We start from the raw sequence: 20,917 nt of genomic DNA, 5'->3' as shown, positions 1-20,917 counted from the left end.
TCTATTAGTATTCACCGACTATAAGCAAAATTCAAATCTAATAATTCATAATTTTTATCACTGCTTTATTAAGACAGCCTATCAATGATAACTGTCTTAATGAATATGAATGGCATTATGAGCAGTGTAAAAAAGTAGAATCACTAAATAATCATTTAAGCAATGACTGCTAAACAAGTCCCTCTAATGTCTGCGCTAAAATATGCCAGCACAATGCATCAAAGTCCATGCCTCGAGCCTTGGCTGCCATCGGAACCAAGCTATGGCTGGTCATACCAGGAACCGTATTGATTTCAAGCAACCAAAAGTTACCTGCTTCATCTTGCATAGCATCGATACGTCCCCATCCTTTTGCATCAACGGCACGAAATGCCGCAAGGCTCAGATCTTGTAAATGCTTTTCATCAGCAGCGCTCAAACCACAGGGAATATAGTAACTGGTATCATTGCGATTGTACTTGGCTTCAAAATCATAGAAGTTGGTAATATCAGCAGGCTCAAGACGAATGACTGGATAAGCTTCATCGTCGATAATGACAATCGTGAACTCACGACCGGTAATCCAGCGCTCAGCCATTACAGCATCACCGCACTGTACCGCCGTTGCATAAGCCGCGGGCAACTCGTCAAGATTGTTGACCTTGGTCATGCCAATACTAGAGCCTTCATGAACAGGCTTGATAATAAGTGGCAGACCTAGCATGTTGACCACTTGCTGCCAGTCGGTATCAGCTGTCAGCAATGAAAATGGTGCAGTTGCTAATCCACAACCTTGCCACAATTGCTTGGTACGAACCTTGTCCATGCCCAGCGCTGATGCCAAAATGCCTGAACCCGTCTGCGGGATATCAAACCATTGCAGCACACCTTGTAACAAACCATCTTCGCCGCCGCGACCATGCAACACGTTGAACACACGGTCATACTCGCGTAACTCCGTGATGTCTTGATACTTAGGATCGAAATGAGTGGCGTCAACGTTTTGGTTTTGTAGCGCCTGCAATACGGCAGCACCACTGTCTAATGACACGCTGCGTTCATTGCTACTGCCGCCGTAGACAACCGCCACTTTACCAAACTGTCTGGCATCTTTTGCATCACTGGTCGTCGTGTTTAGGGTTGCGCCATTACTATCTAAATTATCTAAATTATCTAAATTTTGAGTGCTGGTATTTTCTTTATTATCAGTCGTCATGAGGATCGTTCCTAGAATTTTTTAGCTTACTTAATGTAAAGGTTATTGGCAGCCAAGTCGACAGCGATCTGCCCTACATTACCTGCACCTTGAGTAATGAGCATGTCATTGGCTTTTAATAAACGCTGCATGACAGGAGCTAAATTGTCCTTGTCAATAATCGTCGGTTCAACTTCACCGCGCAACCGAATACTACGTGCTAATGACTTGGTATCAGCACCAGTAATTGGGCTTTCACCTGCTGAATATACGTCTAATAATAATAATTCATCAACGCTGGAGAGTACTTCGACAAAATCATCAAAACAATCGCGGGTGCGACTATAACGGTGCGGCTGGAACATCATTACCAAACGACGTTCAGGGAAGCTTTGACGCGCCGCTTTAATAGTGGCATCGACTTCTTTTGGGTGATGACCATAATCGTCAATCAACAAAACATCACCATCATCAATACTGACCGAGGCATGCTGCTCAAAACGGCGACCAACCCCTTCAAATTTTTGCAGAGCGCGTTTGATGGCTTCGTCATCGACTCCCTCATCGGTCGCCATGGTAATAGCGGCAAGCGCATTGTAAACGTTATGAGTGCCAGGAATATTGAGAGTCAAACGTAAAGGTTCACGGTCACGGCGCAGTACCGTAAAGTGAGTTTTGGTTCCTTCCGTCACCAAATCAACGCCTTGTACATCATTAAAAGGCTCAAGTCCAAAGGTCAGTACGGGACGACCGATATCATCAATCATTGCATACAATTCTGGGTCGTCACCGCAGACCACCGCCAAACCGTAAAACGGCATGTTTTGTAAAAATTGAATATAAGCGGCTTTTAATTTATCAAAGCTATTTTCATACGTTTCCATATGGTCTTGATCGATGTTGGTCACAATCGCTGCCATCGGACGCAATGATAAGAAAGACGCATCAGATTCATCGGCTTCTGCCACCAAAAAACGGCTACTACCCAGCGCCGCATTTTTACCAGAAGCGTTTAATTTACCGCCAATCACATATGTTGGGTCAAGCTGCCCTTCTGCCATCATCGTAGTCAGCAAACTGGTCGTTGTCGTTTTACCATGAGCACCAGCAACCGCAATACCATGACGATAGCGCATCAACTCACCCAGCATATCGGCACGGCGTACCACCGGCAAACGCGCTTCTAACGCCGCTTTAACTTCAGGGTTGCTGCGATCAATCGCTGACGATACAACGATGACATCGGCATTGGCAATATTTTTGGAATCATGGCCGATTGATATTTTAATGCCAATTTGCTGTAGACGCCGAGTAACCAAACTTTCAGCAATATCAGAACCACTTACTTGATAGCCTTGATTGTTCATCACCTCCGCGATACCACACATCCCCGAGCCACCAATACCGACAAAATGCAAATGCTGAATACGACGCATTTCTGGTATTTCAATCAAACGCTTAGGTAGAGCTTTCGCAGGGTTAGACATAAGGCTTCTCTTTATTAAAGGCTAATAAAATTTAATGTATCAAAATAATTGGTGATAAAAACAGTCAGCTATAAGAATGTAGGCTACAGCGTTTGCCAGATAATATCAGCAACTTGCTTGCTCGCACTTCGATTGGCAAGGGCATGACCTTTTTTTGCCATCGTTAGACACGTTTCTCGATTAAGTACAGCAAGTTCATCACTTAAACGCTTAGCTGTCAGCTCAGACTGCGGTAACAGAATCGCCGCATCGTATGAGGTTAAAGTGCGGGCATTAGCAGTCTGATGATCATCTACTGCATGCGGCAGCGGTACAAAAATTGCGGCAATACCGACGTTTTGAATTTCCGTAACCGTCAATGCGCCTGCTCGGCAAACAATAATATCTGCCCAATTATAAGCGGCGGCCATATCGTCGATAAAAGGCTGTACCACAAACGTGTGCATACTCAAATCTTGCTCATCGTAAGCCGCTTGCGTGGCAGCCTCATTATTGCGCCCGCATTGGTGACGGACTGCAAAAGGCTGGTTTAGCAATGCCAGCGCTTTTGGCACAGTGTCATTTAAGGCTTGCGCACCAAGTGAGCCGCCCACCACCAAAAGTTTAAGCGGTGTGTTATCATTAACATCATAACGCACCGTCGGTTCAGAGACACCAGTGATGGCATTGCGTACTGGGTTACCAACCGTTTCAAGCTTAGGATCCTGTGCACTATTGGCAAAGGTATGCTCAAATGCTTGCAACACCTTGGTTGCAATCTTGGATAGGTAGCGATTACTCATGCCTGCAATGGCATTTTGTTCATGGATAATCAGAGGTGTATTGGTCAGACGTGCGGCGATACCGCCAGGCGCTGTCACATAACCACCAAAACCGACGACTATATCAATTTGATTGCTTCGAATCACTTTTATAGCGGCCATCGTCGCTGACAATAAGGTCACCGGTAACTTTAATAAACGCCCGATTCCTTTACCACGTAGTCCTTGCATATCGATAGCATGAAAGCGATAACCAGTCGGTGCAACCAAGCCATTTTCCATACCATTTGGCGTTCCTAGCCAATGAATAACCGCACCACGCTGGGTCAATTCCTCAGCCACTGCCAGCGCTGGGAACACATGCCCGCCAGTACCCGCGGCCATCATTAATATATGCGGTGCTTTCATGAACGCCTGCCTATCTTTTCTTTATTTATATGAAGGACTTATTATCCTATAATCATCTCAGTCATCAGCAAATAATGACCCTATAAAATCTCGCATAGTATAGTGTAAATCGTTGTCTGACATATAGCACTTTATGCACTGTCAATAACAAAAATCCAAGCCGTGAGCAATCGCGACTTGGCTGTTATAAATACTATCGAGAAGCCATAAAAGCATCGTTTGTTAATGACGTTTTATCGCCTTTTTATGGGCTATTAAAAGATGCCGTTTATCAATCTATCTTAGCACACTGTTTTTTAAGTATTGTGCGCATAGCTTAGTGATAAATCACTCTATCCTTACAGCGTTGCGCAAACTGCTAATTTATTTTCAATGGCGATGATAAAGTCTGTCGCGATGTCCGTACCACATTGGTCGTCAATCTCACGAACGCACGTTGGGCTGGTGACATTAATCTCAGTAATACGACCACCAATTAAATCTAGCCCGACAAACATTAGACCTTTTTCTTTGACAATCGGTGCGACTACTTCTGCCACTTGACGTTCGATATCGGTGAGCGGCATCGCAACACCGCTACCACCTGCCGCTAAATTACCACGGGTTTCGCCTTTGGTAGGAATACGCGCCAAGCTATAATCGACCACTTCTCCATCGACGATCAACACGCGCTTATCGCCCTCTTTGATCTCTGGCAAATAACGCTGCGCCATAATGGGTAGTGTCTCAAGCTCAGTTAAAATCTCAAGCGTGACGCCGATATTTGGACTATCTGCGGTCAAACGGAAAATCCCCGTACCGCCCATACCATCTAATGGCTTAACAATGACGTCTTGCTGCTCAGCGATAAACTTACGAATATGCGCCTGTTTACTGGTCACAATCGTTGGGCTCATATAATCGCTAAACCACGTGGCAAATAGCTTTTCATTACAATCACGTATCGCTTGTGGGTCATTGACCACTAGCACGCCTGCGGCTTTGGCATGATCAAGCATATAAGTGGCATAAATAAAACGCATATCAAACGGCGGATCTTTACGCATCAAAACCACGTCATAATCGCTGATTGGCGCTGTCGATTTATCCCCTAATGAATAAAAATCCTCAGGGTCACGCTTGACGGTCACTGGCTGCGTATCAACCATCAACTGTCCACGATCCAACCACAAGTCATGAATCTGACAGTAGCCAAGGCTGTGCTTACGGTCTTGCGCCGACCACATCATCGCAAGGGTCGTGTCTTTTTTATAATTAACCTGCTCGATAGGATCCATAATGACGAGTATGTTTAACGATTTTTTTTGATTTTCTAGACTCATAACAAGACTCACTTACGTTATATTATTAATATAGAACAGCTTCAAACTCAGTGCACAACTATACGCCGTACTGCGCGCGATAATGTTGCATCTTGGCAAGTTGGGTCGCATCTTTATATTGGCTGCTTTGTACGCCATGGTCATCTGCCAAATAACTGATTAAATCATCAATATCGACGAGTGCGCGCACCGGTACTTCTAATGTTGATGCCAGCTCTTGAATAGCAGAATACTCAGCCTGACCTTTTTCTTTACGGTCAAGGGCGACGATAATACCGGCAACGCTAGCGCCCGCTTGCTCTAAAATCTCAACCACTTCGCGCATCGCCGTACCAGCGGTAATGACATCATCGAGTACCCATACTGCTTTACCACTAACGTCAGCGCCTACTAAGTTACCACCTTCGCCATGAGTTTTGGCTTCCTTGCGATTATAGCCCCACTTAGCATTGATACCATGATGAATCCATAAGGCTTGCGCGGTTGCTGCCACAAAAGGAATACCCTTATACGCTGCACCAAAGATCACCAACTCCTGCTCATCTGTACCGTTATGACTAGCCACCATTTGCTCAGCCAAGGCATCGGCATAACCACATGCTAGCAACGACAACATCTCACCCGACGCCAGCAAGCCTGCATTAAAAAAATACGGACTGATACGACCAGACTTGAGGACAAACTCGCCAAATTTAAGGACTTGATTGTCTAAAGCCAGTTGGATAAATTGATGTGAGGAGAAAGAAGGGTGTTGAGCATTAGGCATTGGGGCATTAAGCATGGAAGCGTTCCTATTGACAAGAAGAAGAGCAAAAAAATTGGCGTTATTGTACGCATTATTGATCAGCTTGACCAACCATTGATGTCGTAATCCTGCATATTAGGATAACGGGTCAATAGGCCACTGCGCGATGAGAGATTAAAATAACACTGACCGCCATCACTCACTTGTATCTCCCAGCCTAAATGATACGCGGCAACAATAACATGTCCTGTGAAAACCCTTATTTGACGGTATGCATGACGCTGCGATGGTTCACAAATGATCTGACTCAGCAGATAGCTGCGTATGTGCTGACAGATTTGCGCAGCGCTATAGCGATGATTGATACTTTTGCGCGTATCACACTGCCTCAATGCATGGACAGCAACGCTACACGCCATAATGTCAGTAGCCAAACTGCCCTCGCCTGTCTCAAATTGCTGCGGCTGCAAAACCACCTGCCAATCTTCGGCGTAAACACTGTTGAGCAACTCATCTGGATTATAACGTTTGGTCAATGCACGTAAAGAAGCCTGTTGGTTTTTAGCATCGCTACTCACACTAGTCTCAGTACTTGCAGGAGAGTCATTCAGTGCAAAACCGTAACGATGTAGTTTTGGATAAGCACGAAGCACCTGCTGGATATCGGCCATATCGAGCAAAGTCATAGCATTTAATGATGATAATAATGGTTGCGCGCTATGGTTGTGATAAAAACTGTCTGGAAACTCGACAAGCTCTGCCGCCCGCAGTAATGACAGATGCTCGCCCAATACTTCTGAAGCAATCAGCGCCCATTTTGACAAATTGTGTGCTTTAGGCTGATAAAAACGCGCAGAGCGGCCATATAGCCTTTGCAACTGACCATTTAGGCGCCTGGCAGGCTCTGGAATATCGCTCAAGGGTCTGGCAGGATCAAGTGGCAAACGACTCGGGTCAAAATTAGGATGCACAATCGCAGGTTGGGTACTATCTGGCAAGATAGACGACTGCTCAGCATTGCCTTCTGAAATTGTACCGCCTACTGCTGTAAGGTTAGCACTGGGTAAATGGTTGTCAGAAGTAGAAGGCTGGGTCATGAAATCTCCATAAGCTATAAAAGATGAAACAATCAAATCAAACTGGCATATTACTCTTGATGTTGTTCTTGATGGCGCAAAATATCACGGTAACCGACTTGCCAATCAGGATATGCCAACCAAGCTAATGGAATATTACTGTGCAAGCGTTTTCCCGTAACCGCTACTTTTTTATCGTCAAGCGCAGGAGGCGTTTCATTTATCTGCTGACTTAACCAAACGCCTAACTCAAAAGTCGTGACTGGCGTATAATCAGTAGCAATATAAAGGGGCTTGGGCGCATGGATAGTCAGTACGTTAGTAATGATAGTGACCAAATCGCGATCCATAATTCGATTGCTCCAGTGCGCTGCTGCCACTGCCTCTTTGTGTGGCTCGCGGGCTTTGCGTAAGCGCATGAGACGCGCGCGTCCATAAATACCGCTTGGACGAATGATAATGGCTTTATCACCAAAGCCTTGTTGCAAGACTTGTTCTGCTTGCAATATCACCTGCGATGCTTCGCGTTGTGGCGGCACAGGTGCGGTATCTTCATCAATCCATTCGCCGTTATCTTGCCCATAAACACCCGTTGATGAAATAAAAACAATGCGCGAAAGGTTGGTGAGTTTGTCCGCAAGCGTTGCCAAATGCTGGCTAATTGCTAAGTAGCTGTTGTGATAGCCACTGGTTGAATAGTCATCGGGGGTAACGATAATTGCTATCGCCGTAAAATCTTGCAACTGCTCAGCCGTCAGAGTCAATGCATCGGCTTGCATAAATTCAGCGTTATCATCCAAAGAGTAATGATGGCGCTCACCACGAGCCAAACCTGTGACATTTAAGCCGTCCTGTGCCAGCTGATTGCTGACTGGCAAACCAATATCACCTTGACCGATAATCAATAAATTTTGTGTACTCATCATTTATCCTTTATTCGAACGCCACTTCTAATGACTGCTTATACATCTTTTTAATAACCTATGCATCTGTTTAATAATAAGTACTAAAAATAGCGTCTGTACGACAGCTGTATGTCTTCACTGGCATCAACACGATCTTGCCAATCATAATTAGCATTAATGCGTAACGCTTGTTTTTTATCGATATCATATTGCAAGCCTAAGCTTGAGATCGGCTGCCAATAATGACCACGGACATTAGACTCATTGCTGCTGCCATGATACCAATATGGCAGTTGCAATTCAGCTTGTGCGCGTAACTGATTGTTAATCTGATAGCGACAACCTGCATTCACGCCTGCACCAACGCGAAAGCCTTTATTGATACCACGCCCTGCTTGCGCTGTGCCGGACAAAAAGGTGTAGCATAGCTGCGGCGGCATCTCACCCGTACCTGTGCGAGGCGTGCCAAACGCCCATGACCAGCCCGTCTCGTAGCCCAAACTGCCGACTAAATGATCGGTGCCCTCTTGCTGAGAGCCATCATTAACGCGCGTCGCCTCGATACTGGCACCCCACGTTTTGCCTTTTTTGGCAGAATTTACTGGATTAAACGACCGCCCACGAATCAACGTAAAATTTTGCAAAACCACACTGTTTGGCTGATTGGCTTTATCATTATCAGTGTCGTACAAACGCAAAGTCGCAGATGCGCCTTCTAAATCAAAAAACTGTGGGAATCCTGAGGGACGATCGAGGGTATCATGGTAGCCCGCTCGTAAGCCCAAATCGATATAGTTATTATCACCGCGCTGCCCTAGTCCAATATGAGCCAGTTGCAGCGGATGTCTATCTATTGGATTGTTATCTGATACCGCTATATTAGGCTGCAATAATGTTTGTCCGTCAGCTGACATGCTCGAAACAGCATTGAGTTGGGCAGATTTAATCTCATTGATCGTCTGTTTAGCGCTGTTGTGATAGCCGAATTGCTCACGCTGCTCTTTGACCTTATTCAACTGTGATTGGCGTAAAGTACTATCAGAAGGAGTATAGTTGGTGCTGGCGAGTAAGCCCTCATCATCAAGTAATTGCACGACATCTGAGGGAATAACCGCATAAGGTAGACGACTTAATAAATGCTGCTGCGGTCGCACCACATCAATTAAGCGTAAAATCTCAGACGCGCAGTTATCAGTGGTGAAGTAATACGGCAATTTTAAATCTTTGGTTTCCCAAACGTGTAACATAATCTGCTGCACTTCCGCTGGAGTCAAATCTAATTGATATGTCCATGCATCACGCTCATCTTTTTGCAGATACTTGGCAAGCTTTTCTGGATAAGGATCGATTTCTATCAAATTATCATAGCGGCCAGTCATTGACTTGACGGCATACACCACAAAATTGTCTTTTGGATTACCACCAACCGTATAATTCAACGCAACCGCATGATGAATCTGGCTCGGATCAGCCACGCTCGCTTTTGAGTCGATACGCAATAAAGTATGAGCAAAGGCCGATAAAGGGTTGTCTAAATACTCTTGGGCAAACATGATAGATAGCTGCTCGGGGGCGATCTTTTGCATCCATTCATTAAGCGCTGGACAGTCAACTTGTAGCGCCGTCTTATCAATGCCTAATGTATTGGTCAGCCATTGTACGCGGGCTGGAAAACGACATAATACCGAATTATTAGCAGTATTTTTTTTAACAGTACGGTTATTCGTTGTCGCTACCTCATTAGCGAGAGCGACGAGTAATGCATCAAGCTCGGCAGCTGAATCATGCTGTCCATTCTCACTTAAAAAAAAGTCAGCCTCATCAACCATGCTGGTGTTTTTTTTCTTACCAATCAAATTCTTTTGATCATCAAAGAAATATAACAAACGTCGCCATGTCGTATGTTGGGCTAAATTTTGTGTTGCTGCTTGCTCACGCCACTTGGCTAATAATTGCTCAGCGGTGCTTTTTTCTAGCCCTTGGGTATCTTCTGGAGCGTCATTATCTAGCGTATTATTAGCGATTGCAGCAGCTTGAGGCGTAGGCGCTAATGCCCCTGTCGTTACTAATGATGCTGGGGTTGGCAAAAAAGCTTGCGCTTGTGCAGAGAGCAGCAATCCTGCAATAACAAGTGGTAAACACGCTCGTTGACTCATAGTAGTTAGGGTACAATCTACAGATAAAAAATTAGGCTTTAGAGACATGGGGTAAACCTCGCACGTTATTATTCATACGCCGATAGCGTGATTAAGGGCTGGTTGATAATGCCGATTGGATCGTCCACCGAAATAATCTCAAAAACCATATACGAGCTAGACCATTGAAATACCTTAGTCAAAGTGACTATTATCAATAGTTGCTACTATCAGAATGGCTATTAATTGATAAAAAATGGCTAGCAACTGGCAATCAATGCACACTTATTAATATCATGATAAAAGAGAATATTATGTCCATAACACCAATAACGATTAATGATGGCAGATTATCGGCAGCCACATACCTTGCGTCACCAAACTGCAATCTGCGACCAGCAGACATGAGTATTGATACTATTGTTATTCATAATATCAGCCTACCGCCGAACGAGTTCGGAGCGCATGATGCTGACGGCATTCATTACGTTAAAGCATTATTTACCAATCAGCTAGACTGGGAGGCACATCCCTATTTTCAAACGATTAAAGGCGCAGAGGTTTCGGCTCACTTATTTATCGAGCGTGATGGCACGATTACTCAGTTTGTCAATTTTAATGAGCGCGCGTGGCATGCTGGACGCTCTAGCTACTTGGGTCGCCCTGAATGTAATGATTATAGCATTGGCATTGAGCTTGAAGGGTCTGATTTTGTGTCCTTCACCGCCGCACAATATGAGGTACTTGCAAAAGTGGTCTGTGCAATTTATGCCGCCTACCCCAAAACTCGTCGTCATCTGACAGGTCATAGCGATATTGCACCTGGTCGCAAAACGGATCCCGGTGATTATTTTGAATGGGCAAGATTGCGTGAGATGGTTGCCAACACTCTTGAGGATTAAGTCGTATGGATAATTATTTTGTCCATCATATTAAAAGCTCTATTAACCGTACGCATCAATTCCACATCCAATTCATTTATCTCAGCGATGAAAGTGATATAATTCGTCAGTTTTTCGACACCAGCAAATCAGCAAACAACTTGGCATAATAGGTTCTCATGGCAAAAAGTCGGTTATTTCGTTCAACCATGGTGGTCAGTAGTATGACCATGTTGTCTCGTATCTTAGGTCTGGTACGCGATGTCGTATTGTTAGGCGTCTTTGGCGCTGGTGGTCTGATGGATGCCTTTTTGGTCGCTTTCAAAATCCCAAACTTTTTGCGGCGTCTGTTTGCAGAAGGTGCTTTTAGTCAAGCCTTCGTCCCTGTGCTATCCGAATACAAAGAAAAATATAGTTTGCAGCAGGTACAAATCTTAGTCAGTCGTACTTCAGGCGCTCTGTTGTTAATCTTGTCGATGCTTACCGTGGTTGTTATTTTAATGGCACCTTGGGTCGTGACTTTATTCGCGCCTGGTTTTGCCGACCAACCCGATAAGTTTGCCATCACTGCTGAATTACTGCGTCTGACCTTTCCTTATTTGCTATTTATTTCTATGACCGCCTTTGCCAGTGGCATTTTACAAAGCTACGGACGCTTTGCTGCGCCTGCTTTTGCACCCGTGTTATTGAACTTATGTATGATTGGTGGCGCGCTAATTTTTGCCCCTATGTTCGATGTTCCTATCATGGCGCTAGGCTATGCAGTCGCTATCGCAGGATTGTTGCAATTCTTACTACAGCTGCCTCAGCTATGGCAACAAAAGCTGCTGGTCGCACCAAAAATCGATTTTCAGCATGAAGGCGTTCGCCGTATTTTAAAACTCATGCTGCCTGCTATCTTTGGCGTCTCTGTCACTCAGATTAATCTGCTACTCAATACCGTTTTTGCCTCATTAATGATTGGCGGCTCGGTTTCTTGGCTGTATGCCGCAGAGCGTATGAGTGAGCTACCATTAGGCTTAATTGGCGTGGCAATCGGTACAGTAATTTTGCCCAGTTTATCGAAAAGTGAAGCCAAAAAAGACGATGTTAGCTTTAAAAAAACCATCGATTGGGCGGCACGCTTAATCATTTTAGTCGGTGTTCCGGCATCAGCAGCGTTGTTTATACTTGCCGATGTACTGATGCAAGCGCTGTTTTTGCGCGGTGAATTTACCTTACGCGATGCGCAGATGAGTTCTTTAGCGCTACGTAGTATGGCTGGTGGTATTTTAGGCTTTATGCTTATTAAAATCTTTGCCCCTGCTTTTTTTGCCCGTCAAGACACCAGAACACCAGTAAAAATCGGTATCATTTCTGTCTTTGCTAATATGGTTTTTAGTGTCATTTTTATCGGTATATTTTATTTCTTAGAGATTCCGCTGCATGGCGGCTTGGCATTAGCAACCACAGGCGCGGCCTTTGTGAACGCAGGCTTATTATATTACTTCTTACATAAACGCGATATTTTTCGTTTTGGCAGTCATTGGAAAAAACTATTCACCCAGTTTGCGATTGCGACCAGCGCTATGATTGGTGTGCTTTATGTCATGCTGCCTTACTTCCCTAGCGATGATGCGCAGTGGCGACGTATCGCCGCTTTGCTCATTATGTGTGCCGTGGGGGCACTGGTTTATGGCGTGGTATTACTAGCCACTGGTTTCCGTGCGCGTCAGCTAAAGCATGGTTAAGCAGCTTCTTTACGAAACCAAAACAAGCTTAGTAAGAGAATGGATAGTGAATGACGCGGATAGTTGCCATAATTGACCATTAATGGATAAATGAAATTTGAGGATTAATATGACAACCAAACAAGCAACCTTGCTACGCTTACCAACCATTCTGACTGCTGGTGTCCTTAGCACTGGACTGCTTTTAAGTGCTTGTAGCAACAACGATGAGACGGCTAGCAGTAACGAAAATACGGCAGCGGTCGCTGAAGGCAGTTCTGATAAAAGTATTGATACTGAAAACAATGCTGCTAATCAAACGTCAGCAGTGGAAAGCGAACAGATGGCTGACAGTGGTAAAGCTGAAACGGCGATTGATAGTGATAATATTAACCCAGTCACTTCTGCGACCAAGCAAAAAAGCCTAATCACCAATCCAACCCAAGCTGGCACACCAGAAGATACTGTAAAGCAAGCACTAGATAGCTTGTATTATGGCGACGTAAAAGAAGCCGCTAAATATTATAAAGTGGATATGGCAAACTTCGAAGAAGAGCTGGCTAAAACCCAATATGCCTTTCAGCAAACCGTTGATGGCGTCACTATTACCGATACTAAATACAGTGATGGTAAAACCCGTGCTACCATCACTGGAGAGTTGATGCTCAAAGGACAAAGCGAGCCTGCACCGTTGACTTATGAGCTACAAAAAATTGAAGGTCAATGGAAAATTTTAGGTTAGAAAACTTCGTTGTCCTCATTTAACATTACTTTAGCTTAAATCACTTTGACTTAAACTATTCTATTTGATACCAATCAATCTGACGACACTGCCTTGCCAAGCATCACGACATCAGCGATAAAGCCTTGCATATCACACACTTTTGGCATGTATCCCCATTGCTCAAAACCAAGCTTACGGAATAACCCTAAGCTTGGCTGATTGTGCGCAAAAATAAGCGCAATCACATTATGAATGCCTAGGTTTGGTGCTTGCGTCAACATCCAGCATGTCAATAAGCTACCCATTCCTTGACCATGATAATCTTTATGCAAGTAGATACTAATCTCGGTGCTGATATGATAAGCGGGACGTGCATAAAGGTCACTAAAGCTCCCCCATGCGACGATTGCTGCTGTCTCTGTTTGTGCTGCACTCTGAGTTGCCTTATTTATCACTTTTACGACATAAATAGGACGCGTCGGACTCTTTATATGCTCATCAAACCAATCCGTACGTTCTTCACAAGTCACTGGGGTGAGATTGGCAGTGGCTTGTTTACCTGCAATAGTCTGATTATAAATCGCCAAAATCTCTGACAAGTCGTCTCTACTTGCACGCTGCACGACAAACTCATCCGTAAGATAATGTTCCGACAAAACAGCTGGTACAGCATTTAAGGCAGCAGCGGACATAAGTTCTCCGTAGTTATTAATTAATAGTCTATTAGTAATAATTGTTGTAAGACAATCCATCTATAAAGAGGGTCATTATAGAAGCAGCATATACACAAGCATCACCTTATTTTAAGATGAGAGAGCTAATAGCACCATACTTTTATTGTGAGCAGACTATAGGATGTTAGTATGGTCATTTTACTTTATAATGGCTGATTTTAAACACATTGATTTTGGTATGGGTGTGTTTTTTATCTGGTTCTATCTATCATAGCTGAAAATTTATGAACACCTATTTTCTTGAGCAACTGATTGCCTCGCCAAGTAATTTGACTGCAAATACTAGTCCAATAGATTTAGCGCCCTGTGTGCTCACTATCGGTAACTTCGATGGTGTCCATCTTGGTCATCAAGCGATGCTTAAACAAGTCCGTGATATTGCCCATGCACAAAATCTTGGTTCTGCTGTCATGATATTTGAGCCACAGCCTCGTGAATTTTTTGCGCCAGCCACTGCACCTGCTCGCCTCACCAATCTCGCTGAAAAACAAGCCTTATTAGCAGAGTATGGCGTTGAGACCTTGATTGTGGCAGGATTTGATGAGGAATTTCGCTCGCTATCAGCCCAAGCATTTGCGGATCTTTTAGCCCTACGCTTAAATGTCAAAGCTTTAGTATTGGGTGATGACTTTAAATTTGGTCATGATCGTACTGGCGACAGTCAGTTTTTGCGGAATTATGGCTTAGATGTGACCAATCTACATACCGTCATCGATGATAGCGGTAAAGCGGCACGTATCAGCTCTACTCGCATTCGTGACTTACTATTGGCTGGTAATATTCACGCAGCTAATGCGCTACTTGGTCGCGATTACGCGATTACAGGGTTGGTCGTTGGTGGCGATAAAATTGGTCGCACCATGGATTTCCCTACTGCGAATATTGACCTACAGCGTTTAAAACCTGCCCTGCATGGTATATTTGCTGTTGATGTCGTCAGCCTTGACGATGATGGGCAAGTGATTGCTGATGGCTTAACGGCACTTGCTATAGATGGCAAATCAGGTATCTCAGGATTACGTTCAAACAGCCTATTTGGGACAGCCAATATCGGCACTAGACCCTCTGTCAACAAACAACACGATTGGCGGCTGGAAGTGCACTTCCCAGAATTAAATGCTGATTTATATGGATTAACTTTACAGGTTCGTTTTTTGCATTATTTACATGGTGAACGACATTATGATGGCTTAGAAGCATTAAAAACAGGCATCCATAATGATGTGAAAGCATTGATTGAGTGGCGAGAGCAGCAGCCCAGTTAGGTTGCTATTAAGCTTAAATGCGACCCTCGATATCTATAATTTATAAAAAAACCCACAGCGTTTATAACGTTAGTGGGTTTTTAATTAATGGTGGTTTTTCTAAGCATCTGGATGCATACGTACGTTTAAGTCATCGATGACTTCTACCCATTCCGCATCTTTTTCCCATTCTTCTTGTAGAAAAGCACGTTGATTGTCTGTCCAAATGCTCGCTTCTATTAACTTCTCTTCTTTTCCCAACTGATTGTTTTCAATAAAATTATCAATCGCTGCATCTGAGCTATCAAGTCCCAACTGTGCAAATAATTCATTCATATTGTATTCTGGTTCACCCAACATACTTTTCTCCTTAAATGATACGAGTGTCATTGTGTTTATTATCCAGATTGACATATTTATTGTAGCAAGCTTTATTTTAATAGCTGTTAATCAACGTGTATCTAACGTTATCAATTGTATTAATAGGCATGCAAGACACACAAAAAGGCCCTCTACATTAGAGGGCTTTTTTAGAACAATTTCTATATAACAGCTTTATGACATTATTACATTGGCTGCTTATGGTAGTAAATGAGCTACCGCATCACGTTCTTCGCTAAGCTCTTGCTCAGTCGCTGCCATTTTCTCTTTAGAGAAATCTGATGACACATCAACGCCGTCTACGATAGACCAGTCGCCGTTAGTGCATGTGCATGGGAATGAGTAGATCAAGCCTTTTGCAATACCGTATTCGCCGTTTGAATAAACGCCCATTGATACCCAATCGTTCTCATCAGTACCCAATGCCCATGTACGTACGTGTGCAATAGCAGCATTGGCAGCAGAAGCGGCAGATGATGCACCACGGGCTTTAATGATAGCTGCGCCACGTTGTTGTACTTCTGGGATATAAGTCGCTTCGTACCATTCGCGATCAACCAAATCTAACGCAGGCTTACCGTTGACAGTAGCAGCAGTCAGATCAGGATACTGAGTTGATGAATGGTTACCCCAGATGATCATTTTCTTCACGTCATTTACTGTGCTGTCAGTTTTGCCAGCCAACTGCGCCATGGCACGGTTATGGTCTAAACGAGTCATCGCAGTAAAGTTGCGTGGATCAAGATCTGGTGCATTACGCTGAGCGATAAGGGCGTTGGTGTTGGCAGGGTTACCAACAACCAATACTTTTACGTCACGGCTTGCAACGTCATTCAATGCTTTACCTTGCGCTGAGAAAATCGCAGCGTTGGCTTCTAGCAAATCTTTACGTTCCATACCTGGACCACGAGGACGTGAACCGACTAGCAGAGCATAGTCAACATCTTTGAATGCAACGGTCGCATCATCAGTTTGAACGATACCCGCTAATAAAGGGAATGCACAGTCTTCTAATTCCATGACTACACCCTTTAGGGCGTCAAGTGCTGGAGCGATTTCAAGCAATTGCAAAATAACTGGCTGATCTTTACCTAGCATCTCGCCAGATGCAATACGAAATAACATAGCATAGCTGATATTACCAGCGGCACCAGTGACGGCAACACGTAAAGGCTGTTTCATTGACATTGAATACTCCCTAATTATAGATTAGATAATTCATGATTCTAATTGATGACTATCGTTGTAGATAGCGACTTGCCTACTGAATATAGCAGTCATAAACCGAGAGCTAGTGTAGCACTTCGTTCAGCAAATCGTCTAGAGACAATAAGACGCCGACCACCGATTATATTGTTACATTTTATACGGAAGGAGTTTTATACCCACTATAAACCTATACGGATACAGTGCTAGAAAGTAATAAAAGGCAGCTGATAACAACATTTAGAAGCGTTATATACAATGATATGGCACTTAAAATAAGCGAATATTGCTAGAAATCGCTGCTTATAAATATCGTAAAGAAGGTCAGCAAATACTGATAAAAGACGTTTGAAAAGGTGGTAAAAAACTACTTTCCACCTGAAATGATGAATTTACTGCCACAATTATCCACAACATTATGACATGTGCCAAATTCGCTACCTTCATAACAAATATGAATCTCAGTCAATGTTGATTGACGACGACTGCCCGCTTGGCAAATCAAATCAATACTGTTTGAGGACATACCACTATTAAGCTGGGTCATTTGACTGATAAATCGAGATTTAGACACCGTATAACTGTTACCCGTATTAAGCTCATTTGGTAGCTTTAATGCGCTAGCGTAATTGGTAATCTGGCGAAAATAACTACTGGCACTGAGTGGACTACAAGCCCCATGACGCTGCCAAGCTTGACTACGCACTGTCGTATCAGGCATGACACGGTTGACGACTTTTAATTGAAGCGGTGTCAGACGTGGCTCGCTACCGCGTCCGCAGCGCTCACCATATCCCATATCTAGACCTGATACTGTCAAGGAGTAACCCTCCAAGCATTGACGCATGCGAGCACGTGTCGGCTGTATGCTACACAATGCTGGTGTCATCTCAATCATCAACACACGCTGTCCGCTTTTGACAGCGCTCGCGGCATGTACGGGCATCAGTATCATGCCTTGCAACATCACGAATGCACCGATACTTAGCGTCGTATTCATTTTGCCCATAGGTTTATTAGTTATCGAGCTTGCATAGTATTGACCCAAACACTTGACAGTTTTAGTCACTGAGTGTTTTTTCGATTGATTTAAATCTGATGTCAGATTAGATAGCGAGCGCACCTGCATCTGCTGAATAGATGACTGATGCCTAACTTTGGATAATATGGACAGTTTGAAATATTTTTTGATCATAGGGCTGAAGGCATCTAGCAATGATAAAAACATGGGCTATCGCTTAGATCATAGCGTTCGACGTATAAACACTGATGAAACTAAGAATAGAGCTAACAAAGATGTGTGCATTGATTGATAAGCACTTATTATAAGCACGTATTAAAGACACTAATTGATGCAATGGTAGCAAAACGTTTTTTTTAATCTATAGCAGAAACGTAAACATAAGCTAAGGATAGCATCAACAATACGAAAATATCGCAGCGTTAGCATGCCATTATCATTGAATTGAACATCGCGTTAAGGCAAAGCCAGCTTTGATTACACTGTAAAAAACAACATATAAAAAACCATTAATGATTGCTCATTAATGGTTTTTGTGGTTTATACATTAGCATTTTAGAACGAGGCAGGTATCGTTCCCATACGCTGACTAATAGGCTGACTACGACCTAATAGACTGCTATAAATGGTGGCATTTTCCATCACGTGCTTGACGTAATTACGGGTTTCAGGAAAGGCGATCGACTCGACGTACTGGTCGGCTGCGAGCGAACCATATGCTGGTTGCCAACGCTTGGCATTGTTCGGACCGGCATTATAGCCAGCCGTTGCCAACACAGGCTGACTGTTTAGCTTGCCAAAAATATCACCCATATACCATGTACCATAGCGGATATTTGTATCGCCACTATTGGCACGGCTGGCACTATAAGTCTCACCTAAGTTACGAGCAATATATTTCGCCGTATCAGGCATCACCTGCATCAGACCACTGGCACCAACATTTGAGCGTGCTGATGTAACAAAACGACTTTCTTGACGCATGATGCCATAAGCCCAAGCAGGATCGATACCTGCAGACTGACTATAACGTACGACTGCATCTTGATGCGGCATCGGATGTGATAACGCCAAGCTGTCTACTCTATCGGTGTTATCAACGGCATAAATTGCTCGGTCGAGCCAGCCCATATCATAGGCTTGACGAGCGGCGGCAATAATCAAGTTGTTATCACGCTTGTCACGCGCCTGCTTTACCGCCCAGTTCCATTCACGATTGGCATAGGCACGGCTGGCGTCGGCATTATATAAAGCAAAAGCACGCGCAAAGTTGGCATCTTGCATAACACGTGCACGATCTGCGGTACTGACATTTGGTAAATTACTACCACCCAAACGACTGGCATCGAAGCGCTGACCCACTTTATCTTTTGCCATTAAGCCATAATAGTCATTATTCTTTGCCAAGTTTTGATACATTTTTTTAGCAGTATTACGCTTGTTAGCATCGCTTGATTGCTCATAAGCGCGAGCCAACCAATATTGCCACTGGTCACTCTTTTGGGTTTCAACATCCATTTTTGCGATGGCTTCGACCACATCATCCCAGCGGCTAAAGCGAATCGCTGCCATGGCATAGTCTTCAGCTTCTTCAAAATTAAAGTCTTCGTCTAAGCTATTGCGGAACCAGTCGACCGCCTCAGCATTAAAGCCATCATCAGTATTATGATTCATACGTTGCACGCCAAGGATACGATACGCATAGCGACGGGTCTCAGCATTCAACAGCTTAACTGAACGCTGATTGTCTTGCTTAATATCAAAATCCAACTGTAATGCAGCCTCACGGTAAGACTTGTCAGCAACGCGCCCCATGGCATATAGATATAGGTATTGATTGTTTTGACTAGCAGGCTCTTGACTAAAACGGCTAAAAAAGGCAGACGGATTCAGTTGAATCTCACTCAATGCTGAATAAGCAATGGGCGTTCCTAAACGTGATGACAATGCCATAATGTCGCCCGTTTTGCCTTTACGTAGCATACGTTTGAGCCGAGCCGCGCGATCCTGATTGCTAATTAGCGCGTTATTATTCATCTCCATCGCGAGCTGGTCACACAAGGCGGGCTGCTTTTTGGTCGTCAACCAAACCTCAGACTTGGCTGCCATAGCCCGCATGGTGTCACCACCATTATTAAACCCAAGCGCAACCGCACAGCGCTCACTGGCATCCGCATTGGTAATCAAATTCGCGACTTGGCGTACTGAGGCGTAATCATTGGAGCCTGCTTTGGTCTCAGCAAAATCAGCCACTAGTTTTTCTGCCATCACGGTATTTGGATATTGACGCACAAACTGTGATACAGCCGCCGAACTTTGCGAATTAAGATCTAAATTCATCCGCCAATAAGTTGGATACATGGCAAACAAACCGCCACTCATTGCTTGCTCATAATTGTATAGGGCACTGACATCACCGCGATCTGCCGCAATTGCCGCTGCTGTAAATGAGCTCACACCGTTGTCTGGCTGATAACTACTGTTTTGTTGATAGCTATCTTCTTGCTGATAACTGTCCTCTTCACCCCACGTCAGCTCTGCACAAGCCACTTGCGACAATCCTAGCGCACTTACTGCCGTCGCCAAACTCAACGCACTTACTCGTAGCGTCCTTGCTTTCAATCGTTTTGCATCTTCATTTTGCTTAATAAACTCTCTATCCTTGATGCTATGAGCAACCTGCGGCTTTGTCATACTGACTCTCTTTGTAATGTGTCCAAATGATTTGGCTAAATAATATATTTAGAATAACAATGCCAAAACGGCGTAAATCGCGATGTAATCAATCGCGCTAATATGGTTGCATTCATCATACTATACTCGTTGCACTTTCAACCATCACCTTTACCTTTTGTTAATAAATACGATAGCACGGTGTAACATAGAAGTGATAGCAAGCCATAATTTTTGCCAAATGCGTTGCTATCAGCAGTAAACAATTGATACTGTTACGAATTATTTACTATATTACTGACTCATCGTCTGTGCTAATTTTTCACATTGT

At 43.9% G+C, this 20,917-nt stretch carries 17 protein-coding genes; 4 read left to right on the top strand and 13 right to left on the bottom strand.

The genetic code is table 11. From position 1 onward, the window contains the following. Positions 1-169: 169 nt before the first annotated feature. From JFC10_RS06490 to JFC10_RS06455, 8 genes are all read right to left on the bottom strand, one after another. Complete coding sequence (locus JFC10_RS06490) at positions 170-1,195, bottom strand: D-alanine--D-alanine ligase (RefSeq protein WP_198332168.1); 1,026 nt, start codon at positions 1,193-1,195, stop codon at positions 170-172. Between the two features lie 26 nt (positions 1,196-1,221). After that, a complete protein-coding gene (murC, locus tag JFC10_RS06485) occupies positions 1,222-2,661 on the bottom strand; it encodes a UDP-N-acetylmuramate--L-alanine ligase (RefSeq protein ID WP_193012503.1) in 1,440 nt (479 codons plus the stop codon). 83 nt (positions 2,662-2,744) lie between these two features. Continuing rightward, positions 2,745-3,830 (bottom strand): undecaprenyldiphospho-muramoylpentapeptide beta-N-acetylglucosaminyltransferase, encoded by a 1,086-nt coding sequence (murG, locus tag JFC10_RS06480; protein ID WP_198332167.1) that lies wholly within the window; start codon positions 3,828-3,830, stop codon positions 2,745-2,747. 338 nt (positions 3,831-4,168) lie between these two features. Then, entirely contained in the window at positions 4,169-5,152 is a 984-nt protein-coding gene (gshB, locus tag JFC10_RS06475; RefSeq protein ID WP_198332166.1) for a glutathione synthase, read from the bottom strand. Between the two features lie 58 nt (positions 5,153-5,210). Further along, positions 5,211-5,933, bottom strand: coding sequence for an orotate phosphoribosyltransferase (gene pyrE, locus JFC10_RS06470; protein WP_406947329.1), 723 nt, complete (start codon positions 5,931-5,933; stop codon positions 5,211-5,213). Between the two features lie 62 nt (positions 5,934-5,995). Continuing rightward, on the bottom strand, positions 5,996-6,994 hold the full coding sequence (locus tag JFC10_RS06465; RefSeq protein WP_198332165.1) for a hypothetical protein: 999 nt from the start codon (positions 6,992-6,994) through the stop codon (positions 5,996-5,998). Positions 6,995-7,044: 50 nt separating this feature from the next. Next, entirely contained in the window at positions 7,045-7,896 is an 852-nt protein-coding gene (locus JFC10_RS06460; RefSeq protein ID WP_198332164.1) for an SDR family oxidoreductase, read from the bottom strand. A gap of 83 nt (positions 7,897-7,979) precedes the next feature. Continuing rightward, on the bottom strand, positions 7,980-10,082 hold the full coding sequence (locus tag JFC10_RS06455) for an Lnb N-terminal periplasmic domain-containing protein (RefSeq protein WP_198332163.1): 2,103 nt from the start codon (positions 10,080-10,082) through the stop codon (positions 7,980-7,982). Positions 10,083-10,327: 245 nt separating this feature from the next. Here JFC10_RS06455 and ampD point away from each other — a divergent pair, with 245 nt between their 5' ends. From ampD to JFC10_RS06440, 3 genes are all read left to right on the top strand, one after another. Beyond that, the gene (gene ampD / locus JFC10_RS06450) at positions 10,328-10,915 is read left to right on the top strand and encodes a 1,6-anhydro-N-acetylmuramyl-L-alanine amidase AmpD (protein WP_198332162.1); all 588 of its coding nucleotides are present in this window, start codon (positions 10,328-10,330) and stop codon (positions 10,913-10,915) included. Between the two features lie 158 nt (positions 10,916-11,073). Beyond that, complete coding sequence (murJ, locus tag JFC10_RS06445; RefSeq protein WP_198332161.1) at positions 11,074-12,624, top strand: murein biosynthesis integral membrane protein MurJ; 1,551 nt, start codon at positions 11,074-11,076, stop codon at positions 12,622-12,624. A gap of 109 nt (positions 12,625-12,733) precedes the next feature. Beyond that, positions 12,734-13,345, top strand: a complete 612-nt coding sequence (locus JFC10_RS06440) for a hypothetical protein (protein WP_198332160.1) — start codon at positions 12,734-12,736, stop codon at positions 13,343-13,345. A gap of 74 nt (positions 13,346-13,419) precedes the next feature. Here the strand turns inward: JFC10_RS06440 and JFC10_RS06435 are convergent, their stop codons facing one another. Continuing rightward, entirely contained in the window at positions 13,420-14,019 is a 600-nt protein-coding gene (locus JFC10_RS06435; protein WP_198332159.1) for a GNAT family N-acetyltransferase, read from the bottom strand. 266 nt (positions 14,020-14,285) lie between these two features. Between JFC10_RS06435 and ribF the strand changes: the two genes are divergently transcribed. After that, positions 14,286-15,326, top strand: a complete 1,041-nt coding sequence (ribF, locus tag JFC10_RS06430) for a riboflavin biosynthesis protein RibF (protein WP_198332158.1) — start codon at positions 14,286-14,288, stop codon at positions 15,324-15,326. A 99-nt stretch (positions 15,327-15,425) separates the two neighbouring features. On the opposite strand, the gene JFC10_RS06425 is transcribed toward ribF, so the two are convergent. The 4 genes from JFC10_RS06425 to JFC10_RS06410 all read right to left on the bottom strand — a co-directional run bounded on the left by JFC10_RS06425 (position 15,426) and on the right by JFC10_RS06410 (position 20,607). Beyond that, complete coding sequence (locus tag JFC10_RS06425; RefSeq protein ID WP_198332157.1) at positions 15,426-15,665, bottom strand: DUF2789 domain-containing protein; 240 nt, start codon at positions 15,663-15,665, stop codon at positions 15,426-15,428. 219 nt (positions 15,666-15,884) lie between these two features. Further along, a complete protein-coding gene (locus JFC10_RS06420) occupies positions 15,885-16,874 on the bottom strand; it encodes a malate dehydrogenase (RefSeq protein ID WP_173936711.1) in 990 nt (329 codons plus the stop codon). A 385-nt stretch (positions 16,875-17,259) separates the two neighbouring features. After that, on the bottom strand, positions 17,260-17,892 hold the full coding sequence (locus JFC10_RS06415) for a ribonuclease T2 (protein WP_227685941.1): 633 nt from the start codon (positions 17,890-17,892) through the stop codon (positions 17,260-17,262). Between the two features lie 576 nt (positions 17,893-18,468). Continuing rightward, positions 18,469-20,607, bottom strand: coding sequence for a lytic transglycosylase domain-containing protein (locus tag JFC10_RS06410; RefSeq protein ID WP_198332155.1), 2,139 nt, complete (start codon positions 20,605-20,607; stop codon positions 18,469-18,471). Positions 20,608-20,917 lie beyond the last annotated feature (310 nt).

The organism is Psychrobacter aquimaris, from assembly GCF_016107525.1.
In the GTDB taxonomy this organism is placed as follows: Bacteria; Pseudomonadota; Gammaproteobacteria; order Pseudomonadales; family Moraxellaceae; genus Psychrobacter; species Psychrobacter aquimaris.
The sequence above is the reverse complement of the archived record's forward strand: the minus strand, read 5'-3'. Positions and strand labels throughout refer to the sequence as shown.

Coding starts and splice junctions, on each gene's coding strand:
- JFC10_RS06490 (WP_198332168.1), bottom strand. CDS start 1,195: ATGACGACTGATAATAAAGAAAATACCAGCACTCAAAATTTAGATAAT.
- murC (WP_193012503.1), bottom strand. CDS start 2,661: ATGTCTAACCCTGCGAAAGCTCTACCTAAGCGTTTGATTGAAATACCA.
- murG (WP_198332167.1), bottom strand. CDS start 3,830: ATGAAAGCACCGCATATATTAATGATGGCCGCGGGTACTGGCGGGCAT.
- gshB (WP_198332166.1), bottom strand. CDS start 5,152: ATGAGTCTAGAAAATCAAAAAAAATCGTTAAACATACTCGTCATTATG.
- pyrE (WP_406947329.1), bottom strand. CDS start 5,933: ATGCTTAATGCCCCAATGCCTAATGCTCAACACCCTTCTTTCTCCTCA.
- JFC10_RS06465 (WP_198332165.1), bottom strand. CDS start 6,994: ATGACCCAGCCTTCTACTTCTGACAACCATTTACCCAGTGCTAACCTT.
- JFC10_RS06460 (WP_198332164.1), bottom strand. CDS start 7,896: ATGAGTACACAAAATTTATTGATTATCGGTCAAGGTGATATTGGTTTG.
- JFC10_RS06455 (WP_198332163.1), bottom strand. CDS start 10,082: ATGTCTCTAAAGCCTAATTTTTTATCTGTAGATTGTACCCTAACTACT.
- ampD (WP_198332162.1), top strand. CDS start 10,328: ATGTCCATAACACCAATAACGATTAATGATGGCAGATTATCGGCAGCC.
- murJ (WP_198332161.1), top strand. CDS start 11,074: ATGGCAAAAAGTCGGTTATTTCGTTCAACCATGGTGGTCAGTAGTATG.
- JFC10_RS06440 (WP_198332160.1), top strand. CDS start 12,734: ATGACAACCAAACAAGCAACCTTGCTACGCTTACCAACCATTCTGACT.
- JFC10_RS06435 (WP_198332159.1), bottom strand. CDS start 14,019: ATGTCCGCTGCTGCCTTAAATGCTGTACCAGCTGTTTTGTCGGAACAT.
- ribF (WP_198332158.1), top strand. CDS start 14,286: ATGAACACCTATTTTCTTGAGCAACTGATTGCCTCGCCAAGTAATTTG.
- JFC10_RS06425 (WP_198332157.1), bottom strand. CDS start 15,665: ATGTTGGGTGAACCAGAATACAATATGAATGAATTATTTGCACAGTTG.
- JFC10_RS06420 (WP_173936711.1), bottom strand. CDS start 16,874: ATGTCAATGAAACAGCCTTTACGTGTTGCCGTCACTGGTGCCGCTGGT.
- JFC10_RS06415 (WP_227685941.1), bottom strand. CDS start 17,892: ATGAATACGACGCTAAGTATCGGTGCATTCGTGATGTTGCAAGGCATG.
- JFC10_RS06410 (WP_198332155.1), bottom strand. CDS start 20,607: ATGACAAAGCCGCAGGTTGCTCATAGCATCAAGGATAGAGAGTTTATT.